This window comes from Aeoliella sp., assembly GCF_965227375.1.
GTDB lineage: Bacteria > Planctomycetota > Planctomycetia > Pirellulales > Lacipirellulaceae > Aeoliella.
This window is the reverse complement of record NZ_CBDDFX010000002.1, coordinates 1,120,443-1,142,584: the sequence shown is the minus strand read 5'-3', so window position 1 is coordinate 1,142,584 and position 22,142 is coordinate 1,120,443. Positions and strand designations below refer to the sequence as shown.

Below are 22,142 nucleotides of genomic sequence, written 5' to 3'. Positions count from 1 at the left end.
AGTCGATGTTGAGCGAGAGCAATCCCTTGTACCGGTATGCGGTGTCAGCACAGCTTTGCAAAAGGGCGATCAAGACTGGGTCGGTAAATCAGAAAAACTCCAATTACCATCAGTGCGAGCGCACTGGGCTCGGGAACCACAGCTTTAGACTGTATAGCAGCTGTGGGCAGCGTTGCCCCAAAATTCGCCCTCCAGGTTGCATACTGATCGGTGTCAATCACGTCGCCATCAATATCATTGGGCAACGTTCCCGGTGCAGCACCCAAGTTGTTGCGCCACACCGTGTAGTCGGACAGATTGACAACTCCGTCGTTGTTGTAGTCTCCCGCGAGGCCGGCGAAGGTCGATACTTGCAGCACGCCGCTTCCAGTAATCTGCGTCCACTCGAAATCGGCGCCGGAGCCGATGGCGCCGTGCGTTCCGATGGGGCGGGAGATCCCATCGAGGAAGAACTCGTCGATGAGGTCCGTGCCGACGAAGTCGAGGTCGAACGTCGCGGCGGCGTCGAGCAGCACGTCGCTCGAGTCCGCAAGGAATCCCGAGTCGATTCGGAGCGTTCCTGCGTCCACGATCGTGTCGCCCGTGTAAGTGTTGGCGCCGGTGAGCGTAAACGTCCCCGTGCCAATCTTCTTGAGTGAACCCGGCCCGCCAGCGGCGTCCTGAATCACGCCGAGAAAGGTTGAACTCCTGTTGGCGACGCCGACGGTGAGCGCTGCGCCGTCCGCGGGATCGGAGATACTGACCGTCGGCGTTACTCCGACGGCGGAATCCAGTCGCCCGGCCCGCACCGTACCGCCGTTGACGGTCAGGCTGCTAACGTCGTTATCCAGCCGCAACAGGTTGTTCACCTCAACCATCGCGCCGTCTTCAACGGTGAGCGTTCCAGCCGCGCCGTCGGCCGTCGATCCCGTGGCGCCGATCGACAAGAGCGAGGCGACTGTCATCTGGCTACCGGCGCCGGTGACGACCGCGTCGGCCCGCGTCGTGTCGCCGTCGCCGATGCCGACGAGGGGCGCCGTCAAGCTGCCGCCAGACCGCACCACCAAGTCGAACGTCGTCGCCGCGTCTCCAAACAGGCCGACGGCGATCGTGTTGTTCAGTTCCAGGCTGGCGCTCTGCTCGATGATGAGCGCTCCGGTGGCGGAGCACTGAATTCGATGGCCGGTGAGTGTAGTGCCGGCGCCGCTCAGTGTGAGCGTGGAGCTCCGCGTACCAGCGATCGACGTGGAGGGCATCCGCACGTCGGCGCCGCCTTGCAGCGTGATGTCGCCGCCCAAACCGGAAATGGCGGTGTTCCCACCAAACGCCAGCGTAGTGCTGCTGAGGTCAATGCGGGCGCCATCAACCACCAGGCCGCCCATGCTGCCATCGGCGCTGAGCGTGCCGAAGTTCGAAGGATTGGCCTCTGTACCGCCGGAGATGGTGAGTACACCGGCGCCGTTGTGCCGCAGCCGCGACGCGTTGGTCCCGGTGACCACACCGCTGTAGGCGGTGTCGCCGCCGGCCGCGCCGGTGGTGACGATTTGGCCGCCGAGGTCGAGGCCGCCCGATCCAGCAAGACCTCCCAGCGTGGCATCAACGGCGTTAGTCGTGATGTCCAGACCGTCATCATCGTTGAGAATCACCGTGGCGTTTTGCAGGCCGGTGGTGTTGTTCATCACGATCTGACCGCCATTCACATGAACGCCACCCGGGGCGTCGAGCGCTCCGGAGCCGGCGATGTGGACGACGCCGCCCGCGTTGATCGTCGCGGTGCCGCCGACGGAGATCGTTCCACCATCGAGATTCAGGATTGCGCTGCCGGTGTTGGCCACCACGAGATCTTCCGTGAGGGTCAAGTCGCCACTGCCGACAGAGTGGTCGTACGTCGCGGGCGCGGCGCCGGCGCCGGTTGTGCCAAACTTCAACGACCGGACCGAACCGCTACCAACCCCCGTCGCGCCCGTGAACAGGAGCGCGTCGGCCGGGCCCACTAGTTCGTTCGCCCAGAAGCCGGTGTCGTTGTTGACGCCGGTCAGTTCCAGTCGATAGGGAAAGCCAGCCGCGAGCGTGTTGGGCAACGGGTCGCCAATCGTTTGCACATTGTCCCATGAGATCAAGGCGTCGAAGTCAGGTTCGCCGGAGCCACCGTCGTCGATCTCGTTGCTTAGCGCCAAGGTCGACGAAGCGCCGAGCAACAATTCGAGTTGCGAGTCGAACCCCGACGACGAGATCACATCGCCCGCGGCGTTTAGCCCGCCGGCGAAGCTATCGGTCTCAAAGCGAAAAAACTCCGGCTTGCTGACGTCGCGGGCGATGTCCACGCCGAAATCGACCTGGCCGTTTGCTGCGGCAATGTCGCCTGTCAGTGAAAAATACGCCCGTTGTGCCGAGGACTCACTGGAAAACGCCACAAGATACGCCAGCCACGCAGCGGAAATAGCGATGCGGATCATTTGATGGCAACCTTTCGACGGTAGACTCAGTGTTCGGCAGAGCCATGATTGTATCAGATCGAGATGCCGATGGGCCGATTCTTGACGAACTCGCCGACAGTTCTGGTCCGGCTCTATCGACGCAGGCGACGTGAGCAAAGTTAACCTATTTCCTTGAGCGGCTGCGGTTGGACCAACATCAGGAAATTGGCCAGGCGTCTTAGGCGCAGCGGTCCACCGAGGTCCGAAAATATCTGAGCGTCACGCTGGGGCAGTTTCGCCTCAGCCCGGACCGGCGAGAGCGTTTGGCCCAGTGCGCCGCCCCCAGGTCCAGGTTGCGATACTTGGTCAGCGGCGAACTGATGTCTTTGTTCCAAATAGTAAGCCGTGTCGCGCTATGTGAAGATTGAGAGAAAACGCCATCATTTCGATCAGCCGCGGAATAGCCTCTAGGAAACTCTCGTAAGATGAGCTAGTGCGGACGCAGCAGTTGATCCGTTGAGTAAATAACTTGATGAGAAGAGGTGGATTGCCAATGTATCCTAGCAACTGGACGCCAGGCAGTGGATTTTGGGGCCGCAGCATATCTACCAATTGGCTTCTTGTCCTGCTTGCGCTTGGGTTCGTGCTTACAAGCTTCGCGGACGCAGCAAGTGACAAGCAGGTGTACATCGAGTTCACCGGGGAGCGGCCGATACCATCGACCGTTGGAGCGGCGACCACGCTGTCATCGGTATCGCTGACGCTCGGGCGAGCAACTATTTCCACACCGGCTCCAACCAGTCTATTCACGTTTCCACCCGTACCATTCTCCAGTTCGCCCTTCCGACCCGACTCTGGGCTGGATACCTGGATCGAAGAGAATTCGTCCATCATGGGCGAGTTGTTGTATGAACCTATGGCCGCGGCCACGGGCGTGCATCCATTCCCTACAAGCGGACACTACAGCTCGCTGGCTTCAACGGTGTCTTTCAACATGCCGGAGCTTGGACCAGTCACTAGCAGTTCCTCGGAAGAGAGCCTTATTGTTTACGACTACCCCACAGGAATCTCTTCGCGAGACTCGCTGATAGCGACGATTTCTCGATTCGATGGACTCCCGACAATCTCCAACGAGGTCGGAGCTGAAGCTGCCGTCAATTTGAAGTTGGCGTTTCCTCTCGAATTCGTGCCCGATTTGCCATCTTCGCCACTCATCGTGCGGGTCAGCAAATCTTCAGAGACATTGCTCGACGCCGCATTCTTGTCGCTGAGGGGTCACGACAATTCGGTCTTCGACTCGGTATCGTTGCCAAGCGAGATCGACCCAGAGGAATTCGAAACAGCTTTGGTGCAGATTTCAACCAAGTCCGACCTTGGCTTCAAGGTCGTTCGCGAAGACTACGCCAACGAAGCCGATTTTCAGATGGCGCAGGAGTACATCGCCGCCAACCTGACCTCCTTTAGTCTACAGAGCTCGGTTAGGTACAACGTAAACTCGTTGACCGTGAGAGTCGTTCCCGAGCCCGCTTCGTTGGTTTTGCTCAGTGCAATAGGGGTTCCGTGGTTGATCCTGCGCGCCTCAGCAAGCACTCACTGATGAGTTCGATTGAGCCTCGGGAACCTTCACGACTCCATCGCATTACATCTAGTCGCTCACCTCACTGAACTGCGGCTCCCGAATCGGTGAGCCTGCCTCTGAGGCACTTCGTCTAATGGCTGAGAACTGCTGTCGGAGTACATCACCTCAGTGCGTTCGGCTCCCATTTGCACAAAATCCGATGTGTAAAAAAGTCGCGGTTGAACTGCCGCAGTCGTGTGATCTAATGAGGCTGCGTCCCGTAATATCGGAGCCGTAGGTCCAATAGCCGACGACCTACGCGTCGTCGGAAGCGCTGCTCACAGAAACGAGCGTCGTGTCAATGCTGACGCTGATTCGCGGAGCGGATCGCGACTATCTGGGTTTTGGGCCAGCGGGAAACATGCGGGGAAAAACGTGGTGGGTTTTGGACCACCGCTCGATCGATAGACACTGTAAAACAAGGAGTTCTTGGAAGTGGGGTGGACCAATACGCCCAGGGTTTTGGGCCAATGGATGTAGAACTGGACCAAAACCCCAGTTGGCCCAGAACCACAGTTGGCCCAAAACGATTTGGTAGAGATCGCTTGGTTCCGGAGAGACGTCGCTCTCCGGCTAGTTGCTCGCTGCGCGAGCTTTTCGCGTTAAGCCACGAAGGCCAAGTAGTAGAACACCCAACCGGTGATCGCGGTCATGGTCATCTCGATCGCCGCGATGCGGCCCCACAGTTTGTGGCGGGCGCTGTAGTCGCTGGGCGTCGGTGGCTGGGGGAAGCGGTTCACCGCGCCGCTAACGACGTAGACCCAAATGAAGGCCGTCGGCACGGCGAAGAATAAATGGATCAACAGCGATACGCCGACCGGCGAGGACCACTTGTGGTCCATCGTGAAGTACGGCGACGGTTCGGCTCGCAGTTCCCAGTCGGTCACGAACTGCATGTCGACCTCAAACGCCACCACGGCCACCAGCAGCACCGTGGCTAGCGTGAGCTGGATGGTCTTATGCAACTGCCAACGCTGCTTGTATCGGGCCATGGCGATGCTCACGCCCATCACCGGAATCACGGCAAACATGGCCACAAAGACCACATCGAGCATCAGCGACGCCCGCGTGCCCAGGAAACCATCGATGCCAGGAAACTCCATGCTACTCTCCACCAAGTGGGATCTCTCGAAGTCCACCGATTCTAGGCCAGTCGGGCCGCGGGACGAACCCCACGTTCGCTCCACCCACGGCAATCCACTCCCAGGCAGATGGGGGCCCAATTGCGAGATTCCGCCCCGCGCGAGTATAGTTGAGGCACGGGGATCGCTTCCTCGAACCTTCCGCGGCCGGGCATTGTCCCACATAAGTCGCCGAAAACAACGACGCCCTCACCAGCCCCAGTGGCGCAACTGGATAGCGCGCTGCCCTCCGAAGGCAGAGGTTACTGGTTCGAATCCAGTCTGGGGTACTTCGCGTCGTCCTCCTCGCACGGGTAGCCGGGTTCGGTGGAATTCGGACCTCTCTATGCGTAACCCTTCCACCTCCCAAGTCCTCGGCACGATTTTCGGCAGCGCGGTCGGCGATGCGATGGGCGCGCCGTTCGAAGGACTTTGGGGAAGCGCGATCCCAACAGCCGAGTCGCTGCTCGGCAAGAAAGCTGGTCAGGTGTCCCACCCGAAACCAAGGAGCCGTGTTCAGCAACCGCCTTTTCAACTTTGTAAGGACTGCAGCGATGCCGTGGCACGACATACCAAGATTTAGAGACCCAGAGTACATGTTCCATCAGTTCATCGGGGGAGGGGTGGCATGCGGCGTGGATTGTGGCATCTCAGACATGCGAGAAATTGTAGCGTCTTATTGCGATGGCATGGCAATCGAGTACCAAGAGGCATTGTTGACTGGCATTCATCTTGCACTAGTTAGCAGCCCCTTTCCTTGGCAGGAGCTTGCAAAATGCATCTACCTGAAGGATGAGCAGACAGCCTATGCTTGGCTTGTAGGCATGCAGGATCTGGTCGCTGAACACTTGAAGTTAGATAGAGCCAAATCAGATTGATCGCACTCGCTAGGCAAGACATCCGCCGTCTAGCGACGGCAGCTACAAGCGGTCCAATAAAGGCGTCTCTGCAGCGAACAATCTCTCAACAATTCCAACGCAACTCCTCCCACCAGATACCATGAAACACTCCGACCAGTGCCCCAAGTGCAATTCGACTGAGATCGTTCGCGACGCTAAGACGATCGACCACTTCGACTACGGCGTGCAGCATGAGATGCAGGTTGGCGTTGAGCGAAACCCGACTGCTTGGCTATTCAAAGGCCAGCAGAGCTGCACCGTGTCGGCGTGGATATGTGGCGAGTGCGGCTATGTGGAGTTCTACGCTGACGATCCCGCCACGTTGGTGCAAGCTGCCCGCGAGGCGGAGCGACAGTAGCGCGGCACTTTCGCTTCGCTTGCAATCCCATCGGCCGCAGCTTCTACTGGGACTGAGTCCAACACGTGCCTGTCGCTAAGAGAAAGACGGATGAGCCACCTGCCACTCGCTGCCCGATTGCTATCGACGATTGCGCTGGCGATCTTCACAACCTCCGCCGCCACGAGCAGTGCGGACGTTGCCATCGACTCGCAGGACCTGTTTGTCGGCGGCGTTGGCGGGTACCACACCTACCGCATTCCCGCGATGGCTCAAACGCCGGATGGTACACTTTATGCCTTTGCCGAGGCGAGGAAGAACTCGTCGAGCGATCATGGCGACATCGACTTAGTGATGCGCAAGAGCACCGACGGCGGTGCGACCTGGTCGGCCACCGAATTGCTGTTCGACGACGGCGACCACACCATGGGGCAACCTACGCCGATGGTCGATCGATCCAATGGCAAGCTGCATCTGATGTTCAGCCGCAACAATCGCGAGATGTTCGTCGCTCACCTCGACCGCAGTTCTGGCGAGTTCAGCGAACCGATCGACATCACCGCGGTGGCCCAGTCGCTCGATGTTCCTTTCAAGATCACGCGTCTGGGGGCGGGACCGGCGGCTGGTTTGCAGGCGGCTAGTGGCCGCTTGATCGCGCCGATTTGGGTGAACGGAACGATTCGAGTTGCCGAAGAGTACCGCGCGGGCGTGCTGTACAGCGACGATGGCGGCGCCACGTGGCAAGCCGGCGGCGTCCCCCACATTCCGGCCGCCATTGCCGGCATTAACGAGAGCGCCATCGCCCGGCTTCCGAGTGGCGAGCTGTACATGACCCAGCGGACCAACGCCGGTAAGCCCCACCGCGCATTCAGCCTTAGCCGCGACGACGGAGCGACTTGGACCGACGCGAATCTCGCGCCCGAGATCGACGCCGACATGGCGCCCATCAAAGCAGGGCTGGCCTCCATCGAAGCGAAGGGCGAGTGCGAACTCGCTGGCTTGTTGCTCTCGGCTCCTGAAGGTCCCGGCCGCAAGAACCTGGCCCTGTGGCACAGCCCTGATGGCACCCAGTGGCGACGCATCGCGTCGATCAACAACACGCACGCGGGCTACTCGGAATTGATTCAACTGGCCGACGGCGTGGTTGGCTTGCTGTACGAGCAAGGCGATAACAACTACCACGAGCGACTTAACTTCACACGACTTGGCATTAACACCCAGTCTATCGCTGAGTAAACGTCGCGTAGCTGCTTCGATCTTCGGTTAAACTATGCTTCATGCTCTCTGATCTGTTTCATACCTTTTGGAAGTGCTGGCGACCGTTGGTCGCGGCCGACATCCTGTTCAAGCTGGCGGCCGCGGTGGTCATCGCACCGATCGTTGCGTTGGCGTTTCGTGCGTTTGTCGAGGCTTCCGGGCGGACCGTACTGGCGGATGAAGACATCCTGAAGTTCGTGGTCAGCCCCATCGGCATCGTCGCTCTGTTGTGCGTCGGCGGACTGGCGCTGGCGGCGTTGGTGCTCGAACAGGCCGTGCTGCTTCGCATCCTGTGGGCCAGCGCTGCGGGCCGGCGGCCACGCGTTACTTCGGCGATATCTGGCGCAGCGACCGACACATGGACCACCGTGAAGCTGGGCACCCTGCTGATGGCCTCGGGCGTGGTGCTGGCGCTGCCCTACGCGTTGGCGCTCGGCCAGGTGTACTGGTGGCTGCTCACTGGGCACGATATCAATTTCTATCTGGCCGAAAAGCCTACCGCGTTTTGGGTAGCGGTCGCGTTTGGCGGTGCGATCTCGCTCGTCGCTGCGGTGATGCTAGCTTGGTGGTTCGCCGCGCGGGTGCTGAGCGTTCCACTATTGGTAGTGCGACGAATGGGCGTGCGCGAGTCGATTGACGAAAGCCGAAAGCTCTCCAGCGGCCGGCAGTGGCGGATCGGTCGGTGGCTACTTGGCTGGCTGGCATTGGTTGTGTTCGCACCGGCCGCGCTCTTCGGTGGCTACTTGATGGTTGGCCACTGGTTGGCCGGGCGATTCGAGTCGCTCGCGGCGCTGGCCGTGGTGGTGGGCGTGCTGACGCTCGTGCATTTACTGCTGTCGTTCGTGGTGCACCTGATTACGGTCGTCGGCTTCGCTTTGATCGTATGGAAGCTCTGGCTGCAGCTCGACGAGTCGTCCGCGGCGGCCATCGCCGAGTCGCCCCCCGAAGAGTCGCCTGACGATTCGAAGTGGTTCACTTGGAGTCGGCTCCGGCTGGGGATTGCAGCGCTTGTTGCGGTGGGCGTCGCCGGGTTGATCGGCGCTGCTTCGCTGGCCGGAGTGAAACTGGTGGACGACGTCGAGATCATCGCCCACCGCGGCGGTGGCACACACGGCCCGGAGAACTCCCTGGCCGCCGTGCGTCAGGCGATCCTCGATCGCACGCAGTGGGTGGAGATCGACGTGCAGGAAACAAGCGACGGGCGGCTGGCCTTGGTGCACGATCGCGACATGAAGCGGATCGCCGGTTCGCCGATTGAGATTCATAGCTCAACGCTCGAAGAACTCGAAGCGTTGGACATCGGCAGCAGCTTCGCGCCGAAATTCCATGGCGAGCAGGTCACCACGCTCGATGCGGTACTCGAGTTGTGCAAGGGCAGGGTAGGGGTGGTGATCGAATTGAAGCAGTATGGATTCGACCAGCAACTGGAAGAGCGAGTTGTGGAACTGGTCGAGCAGCACGACATGGCCGACGAGGTGATCATCATCTCGCTCGACGCGAACATGGTTGCCAAAATCCGCGAGCTACGCCCCGAGTGGCGAGTTGGTTTGCTCACGGCTGTGAAACTGGGCGACCTGACGACGGTCGACGTCGACCTGCTGGCGGTGCGCATGGACCTGGCGACAACCAGCTTCATCGCCAGGGCGCACTTCCGCAATCAGCAAGTTGCCGCCTGGACTCTGAACGACCAAGAGTCGCTCGAGCGAATGATCAGCCGCGGGGTGGACTACGTGATCACCGACGACGTCCCGCTGGCCGAACAAGTGCTGCTGGAGCGATCGGCGATGTCGCTCCCCGAGCGGTGGCTGCGATCGCTGGCAGCGGAATGGTAGTTGCGTAGCTGGCGAGAGTTATGAACGGAGAATTGAAGACAACACGGAGCGAAATCGACTCAGCGTCCCCAGCCTTGGCGATTTGTGTTTGTTCCCCGGTGCCCCCAAACGTCCACTTGCTGCCGGCGGGCCGTGAAAAAAACTTGTCTGCCCAGGCGAAAGAGGCATTTACACATAAGTCATTTATTGACAAACACTTAGGGATTGTGAATCAGCCTTGACGGGCCCGCCTCACCCGATATAATCCGCTCACGTCTGGCAAACCAGGCAACCTCGGCGAAAGCGGTGGATGTTGCTGTTTGCAGAGACGTGTAGAATTGTGCAAAAGGTGAACTTTTTGCACTTTGCGGCAGACAGGAGCTAAGGGGGCTTTGTCGCTGCGGCAATACACAGGGACGAAAACCGATTGCGAATGCTGGCAACATGAAGCTGGCAAGCGAAGGTCGTTCCGCTCACATGACTAAGGAGAGAGGTGGTTGAGCGTATGAAAACCGTGTTCACAACCGGCGAAGCCGCGAAGATATGCAAAGTTAGTCAGCAGACCATCATCCGCTGCTTCGATTCGGGACAACTCAAAGGCTTCCGCGTGCCCGGCAGCCGCTTCCGCCGCATCCCCCGCGACCAACTGTACGCCTTCATGCGGGACAACGGCATCCCGACCGACGCCCTCGATAGTGGCAAGCGGAAGATCCTGATCGTCGACGACGACGAGGATCTGGTAGACCTCTTGGTCGACCACTTTGAGCGCGACGGACGATTCGACGTGCGAAGTGTGAACAACGGCTTCGGTGCGGGCATGATGATCAAGGAGTTTGGCCCCGACCTGGTGGTGCTCGACGTAATGCTGCCGGACATCAACGGCATGGAAGTGTGCCAGTTGGTGCGAAGCGACAAGTCGATGGATGAGGTAAAGATCATCTGCATCTCGGGCATGGTGGAGCAAGACCGCATTCAGCAGCTCCGCGACGCCGGCGCGAACGACTTCATGAAAAAGCCGTTCGACATCGACGCCCTGTCCGCTCGCGTGTGCCAGCTACTGGAACTTGAATCGGCCTCCGCTAGCTAAAGCCGCGGCTTGTGACCGCTCGAACGGAATAGTCGTTTCATGTTGTGGTTGCCCGCTCTATGTTCTGCTTCGGGCGCCGCGCCCATCGCCGTGGCGGATGCTTCGGCCGTGGCGGTGGAGAGTGCGCTGCTGGAACCGAATGGTGCGGTCGATATCCTCTCGGCCGCTCTGCTAGTCGATCCATGGATGTGCCGCTGGGCGAATGCCTGCCCGGCCGTGGAAGCAGCGACCGTTGAGGAGCTAGCCGAACACCTGGCCAATGGCCTATCGCACCGGCTTGCCAGCGCCGCGCCGCACACACTGGCTTACACTCGCGTGGACGAAGTCGCCGCGCGCGACTTTGCCCAGCAAGCGGCCGGCATCCTCGCCCGCGCGGCGCAGTCGGTGCCGTTCGGCGAGCCAGCGCTCGATTCGCCAGGGTTCTACCGCGAAGTTGCCAGTGGGCCGGTTGGACTTGGGGAAGCAACCAAAGACTACCTCCGCTGCGCTGCTGGCATCGAGTGGCGTTTGTCCCGCTTGGTGCAGCGACTGGCGTGGTTCGAGAAGCTTTCCAGCGACTTCGACACGCAACTCGAGCAGGCGAAGCTCGACGCCATGAAGGAACTCGCGTACGGCGCCAGTCACGAGGTGAACAATCCGCTAGCGAACATCTCGGGTCGAGCCCAAGCCCTGCTGCGCGACGAAACCTACTCGAAGCGACGGCGGATGCTCACCTCGATCGACGCCAACGCGATACGCGCGCACGAGATGATCTCCGACCTGATGCTCTTCGCCCGCCCGCCGGCGCTCGAACTGGAAGCGACGGATCTCGGCGAGTTGCTCGACAAGGTCGCCGGCGAGTTGACAACGACCGCCGATGAACAAGCCATCAAGCTAGTCGTCGAGCCAGCGAGCGAGTCATTCACCGCGGCGGTCGATCCCACACAGATGATGGTCGCCATCGCCGCGCTCGTGCAGAACTCGCTCGACGCGATCGGCCACGACGGGCAAGTAACGCTTTCGGTCGCGCGCGAAGCCAATCAAGCCGTGCTGCGAGTCGCCGACACAGGGCCGGGCATCGCCGAGGAGGTTCGGCAGCATATGTTCGATCCGTTCTACAGCGGTCGCGAGGCGGGCCGGGGGCTGGGCTTTGGGCTGTCGAAGTGCTGGCGGATTGTCACTCTGCACGGCGGCAACGTGAAGCTCGAAAGCACTGGTCCAGCTGGCAGCGTATTCGCTGTGCGAATGCCATTATCGACCGAGGAGTCCTAACCGTGCGTTGGCTCTGGCAACAAGGCGTTCGGTGGGCGACTTCGCGTGTTGTGGACGAAGCCAAGCGAGCCGCTACCCAGGAGTTTGTGGGCGAAGCAGAGCAGCCTGACGAACAGCCAGGCGAGGCGCCGCAAGCGATCACGTTTCTCTGCCAGACCAAGTTCCTGTTCGACGCGGTCGCGGACGAAATGGGCAACAAACGGAACATCGAAGCCAACCAACTGGCCATCTGCGCCGGTCGACTGGCGGGCAAGCCGGTGGTGGTCGTGCGGCCGCAAGGCGATTCGTTCGACGCGTCCCACCTGGTGACCGCCATGATGGATGGCCACCGCCCTCGGTTTGCGGTCACGCTGTCCGAAGCAACGAGCCTGAAGCAAGACATCGCCGCGGCTACCGTGGTGATGGCCACGCGAGTGATCGACGGCCAGGGGCACTCCCTCCGTATCGACGGCGGCTCGCCCACCGGCAGCGGTTTGATCCGCGGCAGCGTGCTGCATGCGGGCGAATTGCAAGACGGCAAACTGATCGACCAAGAAAACGCCCCGCTGGCCGAAGACACTTGGAGCCTGCCACTCGCCCGGGCGTGCGGCACCGCGGGGCTGCCGCTGATGGTAGCCGCGGTGGTGCTGCTGCCGCCCAAGGAGCAGCAGTCGAAAGAAACCGCCGCGCTGAAACACCAACGCTCGCTCGCCGGCAAGACAGGCGTATTGGCGGGCATGCTGTTCAAGAAACAAAGCGGCCTGCGCGACCTATGGAACGAAAAACAAGCCCGCTGGGACGCATCGGCCCGCGTGGGCGAACTGGCCAAACGACTGGCACAAGCCTAGTAGGACAAAGCCCGACGTTGGTCGCGATTGAGTATTGGCCACGGATGAAACACGGATTACAAATTGCTGAAGCGACCTAGCCAAAAGTCATTTCGAACAGGAGACAACAGAGGTAACGGAGAAGAGGTTGAATCGTTGCTCCGTTACCTCTGTTGCCTCCTGTTCCCAATATTTATGTGCGACAACCTTCTCTCCTCTTGTTATGTCCGTGTTCATCCGTGGCTAAAATCTAAACACTCTTATCGAGGTCGCGGTCCAGCATTGTTGCGGGTAAACTAACACGCATCCTGTCTTCCGGAATCCACTTTCACACCAAGACTCCACTGCCATGGGCAAAACCGGCGAAGCCATCTCGCACTTTAACTCCACCGTCCGCACGATCATCATGGCTGCGGTGGTGGGACTGCTTGGGCTGGGCGGCTTTCAGGCGTACCAGGCCTACGACGCCCCGCGGCGGGTGTTGGCCGACAAGGAGCGTGAACTCGAATCGGTGATCTCCGATCTGAATGAAACGAAGGCCACCATCGCCGAGCAGGACAAAGCCATTGCCGGACTGAAGGACGACGTCGCCGAGCGGGACGTGAAGATCGACGAACTGCAAGAGGACCTCGACCGCGTGGAGACCGCCGTGCGGCTGCTGAAACTCCGCCGACGCTTGGCGAAGATCGACGTCCTCGACCAAACCACCGACGACGAAGGTGCAGTCTCAACCAAGGTCCGCTTCACCGAAGTCTCCGACGACGGGCAGCAGGTTGGCGAGCCGGCTGATTTTGCGATCGAAGGCGACCGCATTTATGTCGAGTACCTGGTAGTGAAGTTCGACGACCAGTACATCGAAGAGGCCGACCTCGAGCGCGGCACGGCCATTTGCCTGTTCGAGCGGATCTTCGGCGAGAAGCAGGAGCCCGGCGAAGGCTTCGTGATCGACAGAGTCGGCTCCCGCCCCAACTCCTACGCCCGCGGTTCGGTGACCAGCGAGTTCGAACAGAAGATCTGGGACGACTTCTGGACGATCGCCAACGACCGCGACAAGGCCGCCGAACTAGGCATCCGAGCTACCCAAGCCGTGGCCCCATCGATCCGCATGGAACAGGGCGCGACGTACGAGCTCGACCTTAGGGCGACGGGGGAGTTCAGTTTGCAGCGGGTGGATTGAGTTCTGCGACAGATGGCATTCGGAAAAGCCAATCCCACATGAGCACCACATTTGAAGTCTATCCAGGTCGCATCCCTATCCCATCGATTCGCGATTTGTTGACGTCGGCTAATGGAGAACTTGCGAATCGACTAGCAAGCCTGAATGTTGCCGCCCAACTGCACATAGAAATGCGAGAGTCCGACGGAGATGAGTTGATTCCCTGCGATCTTGATTCCCCGATGGTCTGGAACAGCGATGAATCGTACGCTTGGTTTGTGATTCCGGGAGTGCTAGGGGGGACCGATGCCTACTATCATAACGTCGACGACGTGACTCGCGAGGTCTGGTCAGAATACCTACAAATGGATCGATTCAGTGCCCTAAGAGACGCTGTCTCGACGTGTCTAGAAGTTGGCCACTACTGGGTGTTTCGTCGGTCTGCGGGGCAGCCTGGAATAATCAATCTTAGCTATGGTCTGTTAGCTGGTTGCCTAGCGCAACTAACGGATGGAATCATCTTTTCTGACGATAGCGCGTGGGCATGGAACCTTCTTCCGATGCGTGGTGACGAATTCCTAACTCGTTACCTTGTACCGGGTGGAACCCGAGATTCGTCTGCCGAAGAATGGACCATGCGTTGCCTTTCACGGATTCCGGACGAGTTGTCGGGTTAATAGCAGCCCTGCCAAACAAGCTTCGCCACCCGCGAAACGGCGACGACGACTTCCCTCTTGTCGCACGCATACAGGTCGGAGAAGCTGAAGCCGCCAATTTCGAGCATGTGGTAGTCTCCCTCCGAGGTTTCACAGATGTCGACAATCCAAACCGGGTCGGGTTCGTAGCCGGAAGACGCTATTTGGGAAGCCAGTTGCAATGCGGCGGGGTCGTAGTCGGGCTCGAGTACTTTCTCGCTGCCGCGCTGATAAAGGCAGCCCGCCACGACCGTTTTCGCAGCCACCACGAATCGCCATTCGTTGACAATCGTCTTCGGCGAACTCACGACCACCATCGACTCCGGCGGGAAGTCGTAAAAGCCCATGAACTCCAGGTCCGCGTCGAAGTTCTCTTCGGTCGCAATCTGTCCGGTGAACAGTTTGAGCGGAGAGTCGGGCCGAATGAACAGACGGCCTTCGGTTCCCATCTTCTCAAACAAGAAGCGACGCTGGCGAGTCAGTTCGCCGAACGGAAGCATCATGTAGTCCGCGTTGACCCAGTACTTTCCAAAGTGGCACAGATAGCTGGAACAGCGAAAGTTCTCCACCGTGCAAAACGCTCCGGGCTTCCATCGCTGCTCCCGATGGATACGCGTCACCAGCTCGATGTCCCCGTGCGAGACGACACAAGCGTCCTCCGGAAACGTCTCTCGGTACGAACATCCCACATCGTCCCATCGATACGGCGGACTCGGAGCTTGAACCAGCTGGACTTCGTCCCCCACTTCGCGAATGGCCTCGACCAAGTCATCCCGATAGTGGCCGAACAACTCGGCGTCAATTAGCCAATGTACGTTCATTTGTTACTCTAGGCGCAGGCGATGCTTGCACCACGGGTGGAGAATCGCTGAGGGCTACGAAACCGCGTCACGAAACGAAAGAGGCACGCCAACGTCGGCGCACAATGCATGCCCCGGTGAGCGTCAGCAAGGCAAGTAGCACGCTGCTGGGCTCAGGGACGTTCGATACAACACCTATTTCGAAGATCCGGAGAGGTGGTGTATCGATCCGTGCCTCGCCCGACCAGAAAGTGAATCGTAGACTGTCTACATCCGTCGGATCGAAGCCACTGCCGAAATAGGAAAACGGTATCTCGTGCCGACCGTGACCGCTGGGCACCAGGAAGTCTTTAGTTCCAGTTCCATCGGGAAATCTGGGTCGAACACCGTCGGCGGAAACAATGATGTAAAAGCCCGACCAGCGATGCGTATCGAGTGTCCCTTGGACAAGGTCGATGTAGAACGCATCTCCCTTGTCGCTCAGGTCCAAGTTGAGTTCCGCCTGGTCTGGAATTGGGCTGCCGTAGTACATCGATCCAATGATGAACCCATTGTTGGGTGGACTGAAAGCGTTGAGCACCAGGGCGTCGTCGTCGGATGTGAACGACAGATCGGCGGAACCTTGCTTTTCTGGGTTCATTGAGGATTGCATGATCATGTGACGCACGCCGCCTGGAACGCTGGCCGATGCAGTCGATGTGAGCATTCCATCGGCTTCATTCGTCGTGAGCGAGAAGGGCTGGCCATCTTCAAAGTCATCGATGATGAACGATCGACCGAAGGCGGACGGCACCCACAGGAGAGCAAAGCAAGCCGCAACGAGTGCAAATCGTCGAAAGTAGAATATGGTCATCGTGGAGTCCTAAACACTAGCTGCCATTTCTTTGCGAAGGGGTCTATCGTCTCACTAGGTAGGTGCTTTTGGGATTAGTCAGGCCATTGCACAACAAGACAAAGGTGGGTGAACCCGTCGGCGAGAGAACTTCGACAGCACTCTCAATATCACCGCCGCCAACAGAAATACCCACACTTCGAGTTGCCTGACTCGCCAAGTCAAGCTACCAAACCGGGTAGTACGCTGGAGCGTAGCCGTAGTGCACGCGAGTCACCGCGCGACGCGGGCGGTAGCGGGTGGTGTAGTACGTAGTGGGAACCACCACAGGCGCCGGGGCATACACGGCCGGCGGAGCGTAGTAGGCGGCCATCGGGCTATACACCACTGGCGGCTGATAAGCGGGTGCATAGTACGTTGCACAGCCACATTGCGCGTTGGCCTCGCTACCGGCTAACCAGAACACACCAGTCAATACTGCAATCAGTGCGAATGTCTTCATCGAACTTCACCCTCTGCTAGTAGAAAAACATTGCGCCCGTACCTTCGGCGCTGGCGCCTTCAGTATGAGAGGTCCACGTTCGACCCGCAACTACCTCACCGAAAGGAGCCTAGAAAGTCGAGGTTGGAAGCCGCTTCAACTGCTTCCGGTTCTTTGTCGCGGGTCGAAGAGAGCACGGCTCTGCCAGCAACGCATCTTGCATGGAATCCCCCCTCGACTGGTGGTTCCCAGCGGTACGATGCGACTGCAGGCGCACCCAGACTAACTCGAAAAACGACGTATTTTCTGACAAATTTCTGCCCTGTGGTATATACTGCGTGGCGGAACGTGGTGGGGAAGCCGATCGGTTGTTGCTGCAATCCTCTTTTCTCGAAGGATGGCTGTACCATGACTCGCTTCGCGTTGTTCCCAATAGTGGTGGTGGTTCTCAGTTTGGACCACGATGCAAAAAGTCAGCCCTTTGACTTTATTCCGTTCGCTACGAATCACACGCAGATTCCCGGAGCGGTCGAAGGAGCCACCTTCAGCAACCTGCCGCTTCCTTCGTTGCGAGCGGGCAATGTAGTGTTCCAAGGGGAGGGGGTTGGAAACGTTGGTATCTACGCGTATCGCGCTGGCGAGCTTGAAGTGCTCGCCAATCAGGATACTAGCGTTCCGAACGACTCCGGCACGTTTAGCGATTTTGGCAGTCCCTCGCTCGACACCGAGTTTAACGTAGCCTTTAGAGGCGTCAGCTCAACTGGCGTACTCGGCGTCTATACGGTTGTCGACGGGGTAGTCGAGTCGATTGCAGACACCAATACGAACATCCCGGGCGTAATTCCTCAAGTCACGTTCAGCGATGTGAGTGATCCGTGGATCGAAAATGGCAACGTCGTTTTTCGTGGTGTCGGTGCAGGCGTTTCAGGAGTCTACACGACGCTTGGCGGATCGCTTCGCCGTGTGGCGTCAACCACGACCAGCATTCCCGACGGCACCGGCGATTTCACCGCGTTCGGCCGGTACATACAGACATCCCTCAGTCAGACTCCGGCTATCGGCGGTAATACGATCGCCTTCTACGGCGAAGGCTCGGGAGGACAGCAAGGCATCTACGCCGAGATCAACGGATCGCTGGTTCGCATCGCCGACACGAATACAGAGATACCTGATAGCGGCGGCGCGAGGTTCCCCGGCTTCGACGTCGGCGGCCGTCTGGCGGCCTCCACATACGACGACGGCGTCGTGTTCGTCGCCGGTTTGGACAGCGACCCGTTTCCCAACCGACTTGGCATCTACAAATGGTGGAACGGCCAGTTGATGACGATTGCCGACCAATCGACCGTGGTCACGGAGACGAGCGGCACATTACAGTCGTTTGGCGAAGCTCAAGGTACGAGCTTCTACCAAGACGAATATTCATTTCTCGGTCAGGATTCAAGTGGAACGGATTCGCAGGGCATTTTCACCATCATCGAGGGGCAGTTGATCCGCGTGCTCGCGAACAGCGATACACTCGAAGGCAAATCTGTCGCGGCTATGGGCAGCTACGGCCAGGGCATCGAGGATGGTTCGGTCGTGTTCAACATTGGCAACTGGGGCGGGGGTCGAGCCAATGTGGCCGCCATCCAGGAGCACAAGTGGCTCGGTCTGGGAAGCACCGAGTGGGGCGAAGAGGGATCCGGTGATGAGTGGGACGACAAAGCAAACTGGTCGTTCGGTACCAGGCCGCGAACGGTGGTACCCACTGTAATCGCCCCCGACGGCGCCGCGACCATCCATGGTCCGCGATCCGATACGGTGACGGCCGCACTGGAACTTGGAGGCGGCAACGGAGTCGCCACGCTGTGGATGTTTAGCGGCGTAGTTCTCGACGCCACTGTGGCCACCATTCACGAAAAAGGGGTATTGGCCGGCGAAGGTCGGTTGCTGGCCTCGGTTAATAACCACGGCACCATCGAGCCCGACGACATCACCACTGGAACGATCATCAATCATGGACTGGTCCACGTCGACGCTACTTCGCGGCTGGCCTCCGACACGCTGACCAACCATGCCGACATCGTAGTGGAGGGCTACTTTAACACGGGCAACACGACGAACAACGGCTATCTGCGTGGCGAAGGGGAGTTGGCGGCCAACAGTTTGACCAACAACGGAGAAGTCGACGTGGCCACCCTCACGCTCACAGATTCCCTCCACAACAACAACTTGCTAACCGTACATCGAGCCTTCGTGCCGGGTGATTTCGAAAACAACGCTGGCGGTGAAATCGAACTACGGGGCGACAACGCCCGTATCGACTCTCTTGGCGAGTTTCACAACGATGGCGTCCTGCGTGGCTCGGGGCGAATCGTGACACCATTGTTCGAAGCTGCCTCCACGGGTGAAATTCGCGTCAGTGAGGGCGAACGGTTGGTGATCGAGCACGGACCTTCCTCTGCCAATGCGGGTGCCATGGAAGTGATCGGCGGCGAATTGGAGTTCAAGGGCGACGATCAGCTCGACCATACAGGTTCCTCGGCACTGATCGTCGCGCGGGACGCCACGCTCCGTTTTGGCGGCGGGCTGAACAACCGAGGCGCGCTGGCCGTTTCGTATGGCGGCGCCGATGTGTTTGGCGACATCGACAATCAGGCGGCAGGAATCTTCCCCGCCGGACAAGTTGTGCTCACCGGCAATTCGAGTACAACCTTTTACGGCGATTTCCATAACGACGGTTTGCTGCAAGTCAGTGCAGGTAGCTCGGTCGTGTTCCTAGGCGACTTCACCGGCGCGAGCGGCGTTAGCGGCCCCGGCGAAGTCCTTCTGGAAGGCGACCTGCGCCCCGGTAACAGTCCCGCCGAGCTGACATTCGGAGGCGACTTGCACTTTGGCGGGCTCGCCGGACTGGATCTCGAACTCGGTGGATTGCAGGCCGGCACCGAGTACGACCGCATCGTCGTCAACGGCAACGTGGACTTGGGGGGAATGCTAAGCGTCTCGCTACTCAACAGCTTCACACTATCGCCCGGGATGACGTTCGATGTGCTGGAAGTGGATGGTCAACGGAGCGGCACGTTCCTTGGACTCGACGAGGGAGCTTTGGTCGGGATGTTCGATGGGATCGAGTTACTTGTGACCTACTCGGCTGGCGACGGAAACGACGTCGCCCTGTACGCCACGAGCGGACTGGATGGCGATTACAACAACGACGGAATCGTTAACCTGGCCGACTACACCGTGTGGCGGAACAATCTGGGCGCGTTGGAGGGCACACTGCTGAACGCCGCGGACAATGGTGTGGTGGGCCATTCACACTATTTGACTTGGAAAGCGAATTTCGGTGCCAGCTTATCACCCGCCTCCACAGCCGAACGCCTCGCCGTTCCGGAGCCAGACGCTCTGGTATTGCTTTGTGGTTTCGCAATCTTCGCCTGGCACGTCAATCGAGCGAGCTGAGTATTTGGTATGTTAGGGCTAGAGACAACGCAACGCGCGTAGCGGTGTGCTGGTCCTCCGCCTGGCATCAGCAGCTACCCATCACTCTTCCAGCAAGTCCTCCCCATACCCCGGTGGGAACGGGTTCTCGATCGAACCTTCGGCTGTCGGCGGAGCATGGGGTTTGCGTTTGGTGGTCTTCGGTTTGAGCTTCGGCGACTCGATCGCGCGGAGTTCGGCTTCCAGGTCGGCCGCTTCCGCATTGGTAAATTGCTCGACCCAATAGTCGACGCTGCCGCCGGGTTGGGGCTTGCCTTGCGGTTGCTGGTTCGATCGGTGAGCGCGACGAGTAGACAACTCGCGGTACCACACGTCGCTATCGATGTACTTGCAGCCGCGACGGCGCGCGGCGCGCTGCACGCGGTGATCGCTCGAGACGACGGTCAAGCCGCGCGGCGCGCGGTGCCGTTCGATGATTTCTTCCAGCAGCGCGTCGGCGTCGGCATATTCGCGGGCGTAGCGGATCGTTAAGTGATCGTGGTGCACCGTTTTCGGCAGACCGGGCGGCGCGCCGGCCGCGTCGAACACGATGGTCGTTCCGCGACGTTCGCCAGCCGAGAGGGCCGACGCCAGGAAGGCCAGCATCGCTTCGCGCGCGCCGTGCAGCGTTCCGGCCGAGTTGCCGGAGCCGAACAAATAGGTCGCGTGCATCAGGTTGTAGCCATCGATCAACAGTCGCATCCGACTATTGTAGCACCGGCGGTCGATTGAGTTTACCTCACGCTGGAAGGCGGCTCGTTGTCGTTCGCCGCTTTGGGATATTCGATAGGGCCGACTGGGATCGCCGACACGGGGGGCTTACCGGCAATCGGCGCGGCCAGCGCGGCGGTGGTGAGCAGCCCCACGAATAGCCAGAACGCTGGGGCGTAGCTGCCCAGGTACTGCAGGCTGGCCGCCATGATGAACGGGCCAATGCTGCAGGCGGCCACAGCGGCGGTCCAGACCGAACTGCGAATGCTGCCGAGGTGACGCCGCCCGAAGAAACGGGGCCACAACGTGTTGCCGGCCACCATCATTAGCCCCTGGCTGCAGCCAATCATCCCGGCCGCCAATTGGGCAGTGAACATCGAGTCGACCTGGCCCATCAGCACGACTCCACCGGCGAGGCTCGCCATCGCGATCGCCAGCAACCAACGCAGCGGCACCCGATCGGCCAGCAGACCTCCATTCACCTGCATGGCGGCCATGGCGATGGCCATGATCGGGAAAATCGAAGCGGCCTCCGTGGCTGTCATGCCGTGCAGTTCGAAGATCGTCACCAAGTTGAAGATGATCGCCGTGCAGATCATGCCTAGCAGCACGGTGCAAAAGATGCCGATCCAGTAGGCTGGCGTTCGCATCGCGGCGCTGAGCGTGAAACTCGGCGCCCGCGGACTGCTCGTTACGGTGTGCTGGCCACTCGAAGCGTCGACCGTCTCTTCGTCGTCGAGCGCGGGGCTATTGCGATAGAACAACCCGAGCACGGGCAGCAACACGGCCAGCGTTCCCAGCCCGATCACCGTATAAGCGGTTCGCCAACCCAGCCACTCAATCAACTGCAGGTAGGCGATCGGCGTCACGGCGATCGCGCCCGACATGCCGACTCCGGCAATGCCCGAAGCGAGTCCCAGTCGGCGATGGAACCACATGCCGAGCGTGTTGCCGGCTGCCATCGACAAGCCACCTTGGCCAAACGTGCGGAGCAGGAAGAAACCCACGGTCAGCGCCAACACACCAGTGGCGCTGGCCACCGCGATGCACGCCAGGCCGACCAATGTCACGAGCACCAGCGACACGCGCCGCAGCCCGTGCCGATCCATTCGCCGCCCGATCATCATCAACGGCACCGCGGCCAGCAAGCTGGCCACCAGGTAGGCGGTGGCCAACTCGGTTTCACTCAGCTCGAGCGACCGCCGAATCTGCTCCTTGAAAACCGTGACACCAAACGTCTGCCCAGGGCTAGTGCCGATGTGCATCATCATCGCCAGCGGCAGCATCACCCAGGCGTAGCGGGGGTCTTCGTTTTCATAGGTTGCGCCGGCGCGCAACGCAGCAGCAGTCGACATCGATAAACTCTTGCGGCCAGCAGGGCCTGTGGGGCGGGGGGTGGGCGGGTGCCTGTGGTGTGCATTCTAC

General features: G+C 59.9%; 18 protein-coding genes and 1 tRNA gene. 12 read left to right on the top strand and 7 right to left on the bottom strand.

What is annotated here, in order from left to right; translation table 11 throughout:
- Positions 1 to 44 precede the first annotated feature (44 nt).
- Positions 45 to 2,435: an autotransporter-associated beta strand repeat-containing protein gene (locus tag ACQK2L_RS17740; RefSeq protein WP_425398370.1), complete on the bottom strand. Its 2,391-nt coding sequence runs from the start codon at positions 2,433 to 2,435 to the stop codon at positions 45 to 47.
- Between the two features lie 853 nt (positions 2,436 to 3,288).
- On the opposite strand from ACQK2L_RS17740, the gene ACQK2L_RS17735 reads away from it, so the two are divergent.
- On the top strand, positions 3,289 to 3,993 hold the full coding sequence (locus ACQK2L_RS17735) for a hypothetical protein (protein ID WP_425398369.1): 705 nt from the start codon (positions 3,289 to 3,291) through the stop codon (positions 3,991 to 3,993).
- Between the two features lie 623 nt (positions 3,994 to 4,616).
- Here the strand turns inward: ACQK2L_RS17735 and ACQK2L_RS17730 are convergent.
- The gene (locus ACQK2L_RS17730) at positions 4,617 to 5,117 is read right to left on the bottom strand and encodes a DUF420 domain-containing protein (RefSeq protein WP_425398368.1); all 501 of its coding nucleotides are present in this window, start codon (positions 5,115 to 5,117) and stop codon (positions 4,617 to 4,619) included.
- A 234-nt stretch (positions 5,118 to 5,351) separates the two neighbouring features.
- On the opposite strand from ACQK2L_RS17730, the gene ACQK2L_RS17725 reads away from it, so the two are divergent.
- From ACQK2L_RS17725 to ACQK2L_RS17680, 10 genes are all read left to right on the top strand, one after another.
- Positions 5,352 to 5,425 (top strand) — tRNA-Arg (locus ACQK2L_RS17725).
- A 56-nt stretch (positions 5,426 to 5,481) separates the two neighbouring features.
- A complete protein-coding gene (locus ACQK2L_RS17720; RefSeq protein ID WP_425398367.1) occupies positions 5,482 to 5,718 on the top strand; it encodes a hypothetical protein in 237 nt (78 codons plus the stop codon).
- Between the two features lie 13 nt (positions 5,719 to 5,731).
- Positions 5,732 to 6,013: a hypothetical protein gene (locus ACQK2L_RS17715; protein ID WP_425398366.1), complete on the top strand. Its 282-nt coding sequence runs from the start codon at positions 5,732 to 5,734 to the stop codon at positions 6,011 to 6,013.
- A 121-nt stretch (positions 6,014 to 6,134) separates the two neighbouring features.
- The gene (locus tag ACQK2L_RS17710) at positions 6,135 to 6,392 is read left to right on the top strand and encodes a hypothetical protein (protein WP_425398365.1); all 258 of its coding nucleotides are present in this window, start codon (positions 6,135 to 6,137) and stop codon (positions 6,390 to 6,392) included.
- A 90-nt stretch (positions 6,393 to 6,482) separates the two neighbouring features.
- Complete coding sequence (locus ACQK2L_RS17705; protein WP_425398364.1) at positions 6,483 to 7,607, top strand: sialidase family protein; 1,125 nt, start codon at positions 6,483 to 6,485, stop codon at positions 7,605 to 7,607.
- Between the two features lie 41 nt (positions 7,608 to 7,648).
- Positions 7,649 to 9,460, top strand: a complete 1,812-nt coding sequence (locus ACQK2L_RS17700; protein ID WP_425398363.1) for a glycerophosphodiester phosphodiesterase family protein — start codon at positions 7,649 to 7,651, stop codon at positions 9,458 to 9,460.
- A gap of 484 nt (positions 9,461 to 9,944) precedes the next feature.
- Positions 9,945 to 10,526 (top strand): response regulator, encoded by a 582-nt coding sequence (locus ACQK2L_RS17695; RefSeq protein WP_425398362.1) that lies wholly within the window; start codon positions 9,945 to 9,947, stop codon positions 10,524 to 10,526.
- A 39-nt stretch (positions 10,527 to 10,565) separates the two neighbouring features.
- Complete coding sequence (locus ACQK2L_RS17690; protein WP_425398361.1) at positions 10,566 to 11,777, top strand: sensor histidine kinase; 1,212 nt, start codon at positions 10,566 to 10,568, stop codon at positions 11,775 to 11,777.
- A 2-nt stretch (positions 11,778 to 11,779) separates the two neighbouring features.
- Positions 11,780 to 12,604 carry a hypothetical protein gene (locus tag ACQK2L_RS17685; RefSeq protein ID WP_425398360.1) on the top strand — a complete coding sequence of 275 codons (825 nt, stop codon included), beginning with the start codon at positions 11,780 to 11,782 and terminating at the stop codon, positions 12,602 to 12,604.
- Between the two features lie 328 nt (positions 12,605 to 12,932).
- Positions 12,933 to 13,760, top strand: a complete 828-nt coding sequence (locus ACQK2L_RS17680) for a hypothetical protein (protein ID WP_425398359.1) — start codon at positions 12,933 to 12,935, stop codon at positions 13,758 to 13,760.
- A 652-nt stretch (positions 13,761 to 14,412) separates the two neighbouring features.
- Here the strand turns inward: ACQK2L_RS17680 and ACQK2L_RS17675 are convergent.
- From ACQK2L_RS17675 to ACQK2L_RS17665, 3 genes are all read right to left on the bottom strand, one after another.
- Positions 14,413 to 15,255, bottom strand: a complete 843-nt coding sequence (locus ACQK2L_RS17675; RefSeq protein ID WP_425398358.1) for an ATP-grasp domain-containing protein — start codon at positions 15,253 to 15,255, stop codon at positions 14,413 to 14,415.
- Between the two features lie 67 nt (positions 15,256 to 15,322).
- Complete coding sequence (locus ACQK2L_RS17670) at positions 15,323 to 16,087, bottom strand: PEP-CTERM sorting domain-containing protein (protein WP_425398357.1); 765 nt, start codon at positions 16,085 to 16,087, stop codon at positions 15,323 to 15,325.
- A 205-nt stretch (positions 16,088 to 16,292) separates the two neighbouring features.
- The gene (locus ACQK2L_RS17665) at positions 16,293 to 16,568 is read right to left on the bottom strand and encodes a hypothetical protein (RefSeq protein ID WP_425398356.1); all 276 of its coding nucleotides are present in this window, start codon (positions 16,566 to 16,568) and stop codon (positions 16,293 to 16,295) included.
- 387 nt (positions 16,569 to 16,955) lie between these two features.
- Between ACQK2L_RS17665 and ACQK2L_RS17660 the strand changes: the two genes are divergently transcribed.
- The gene (locus ACQK2L_RS17660; RefSeq protein WP_425398355.1) at positions 16,956 to 19,988 is read left to right on the top strand and encodes a hypothetical protein; all 3,033 of its coding nucleotides are present in this window, start codon (positions 16,956 to 16,958) and stop codon (positions 19,986 to 19,988) included.
- Positions 19,989 to 20,069: 81 nt separating this feature from the next.
- Here the strand turns inward: ACQK2L_RS17660 and ACQK2L_RS17655 are convergent, their stop codons facing one another.
- Together ACQK2L_RS17655 and ACQK2L_RS17650 are read right to left on the bottom strand one after the other, a co-directional pair.
- On the bottom strand, positions 20,070 to 20,708 hold the full coding sequence (locus ACQK2L_RS17655) for an NYN domain-containing protein (protein ID WP_425398354.1): 639 nt from the start codon (positions 20,706 to 20,708) through the stop codon (positions 20,070 to 20,072).
- A 32-nt stretch (positions 20,709 to 20,740) separates the two neighbouring features.
- The gene (locus tag ACQK2L_RS17650; protein ID WP_425398353.1) at positions 20,741 to 22,072 is read right to left on the bottom strand and encodes an MFS transporter; all 1,332 of its coding nucleotides are present in this window, start codon (positions 22,070 to 22,072) and stop codon (positions 20,741 to 20,743) included.
- Positions 22,073 to 22,142: the final 70 nt, after the last annotated feature.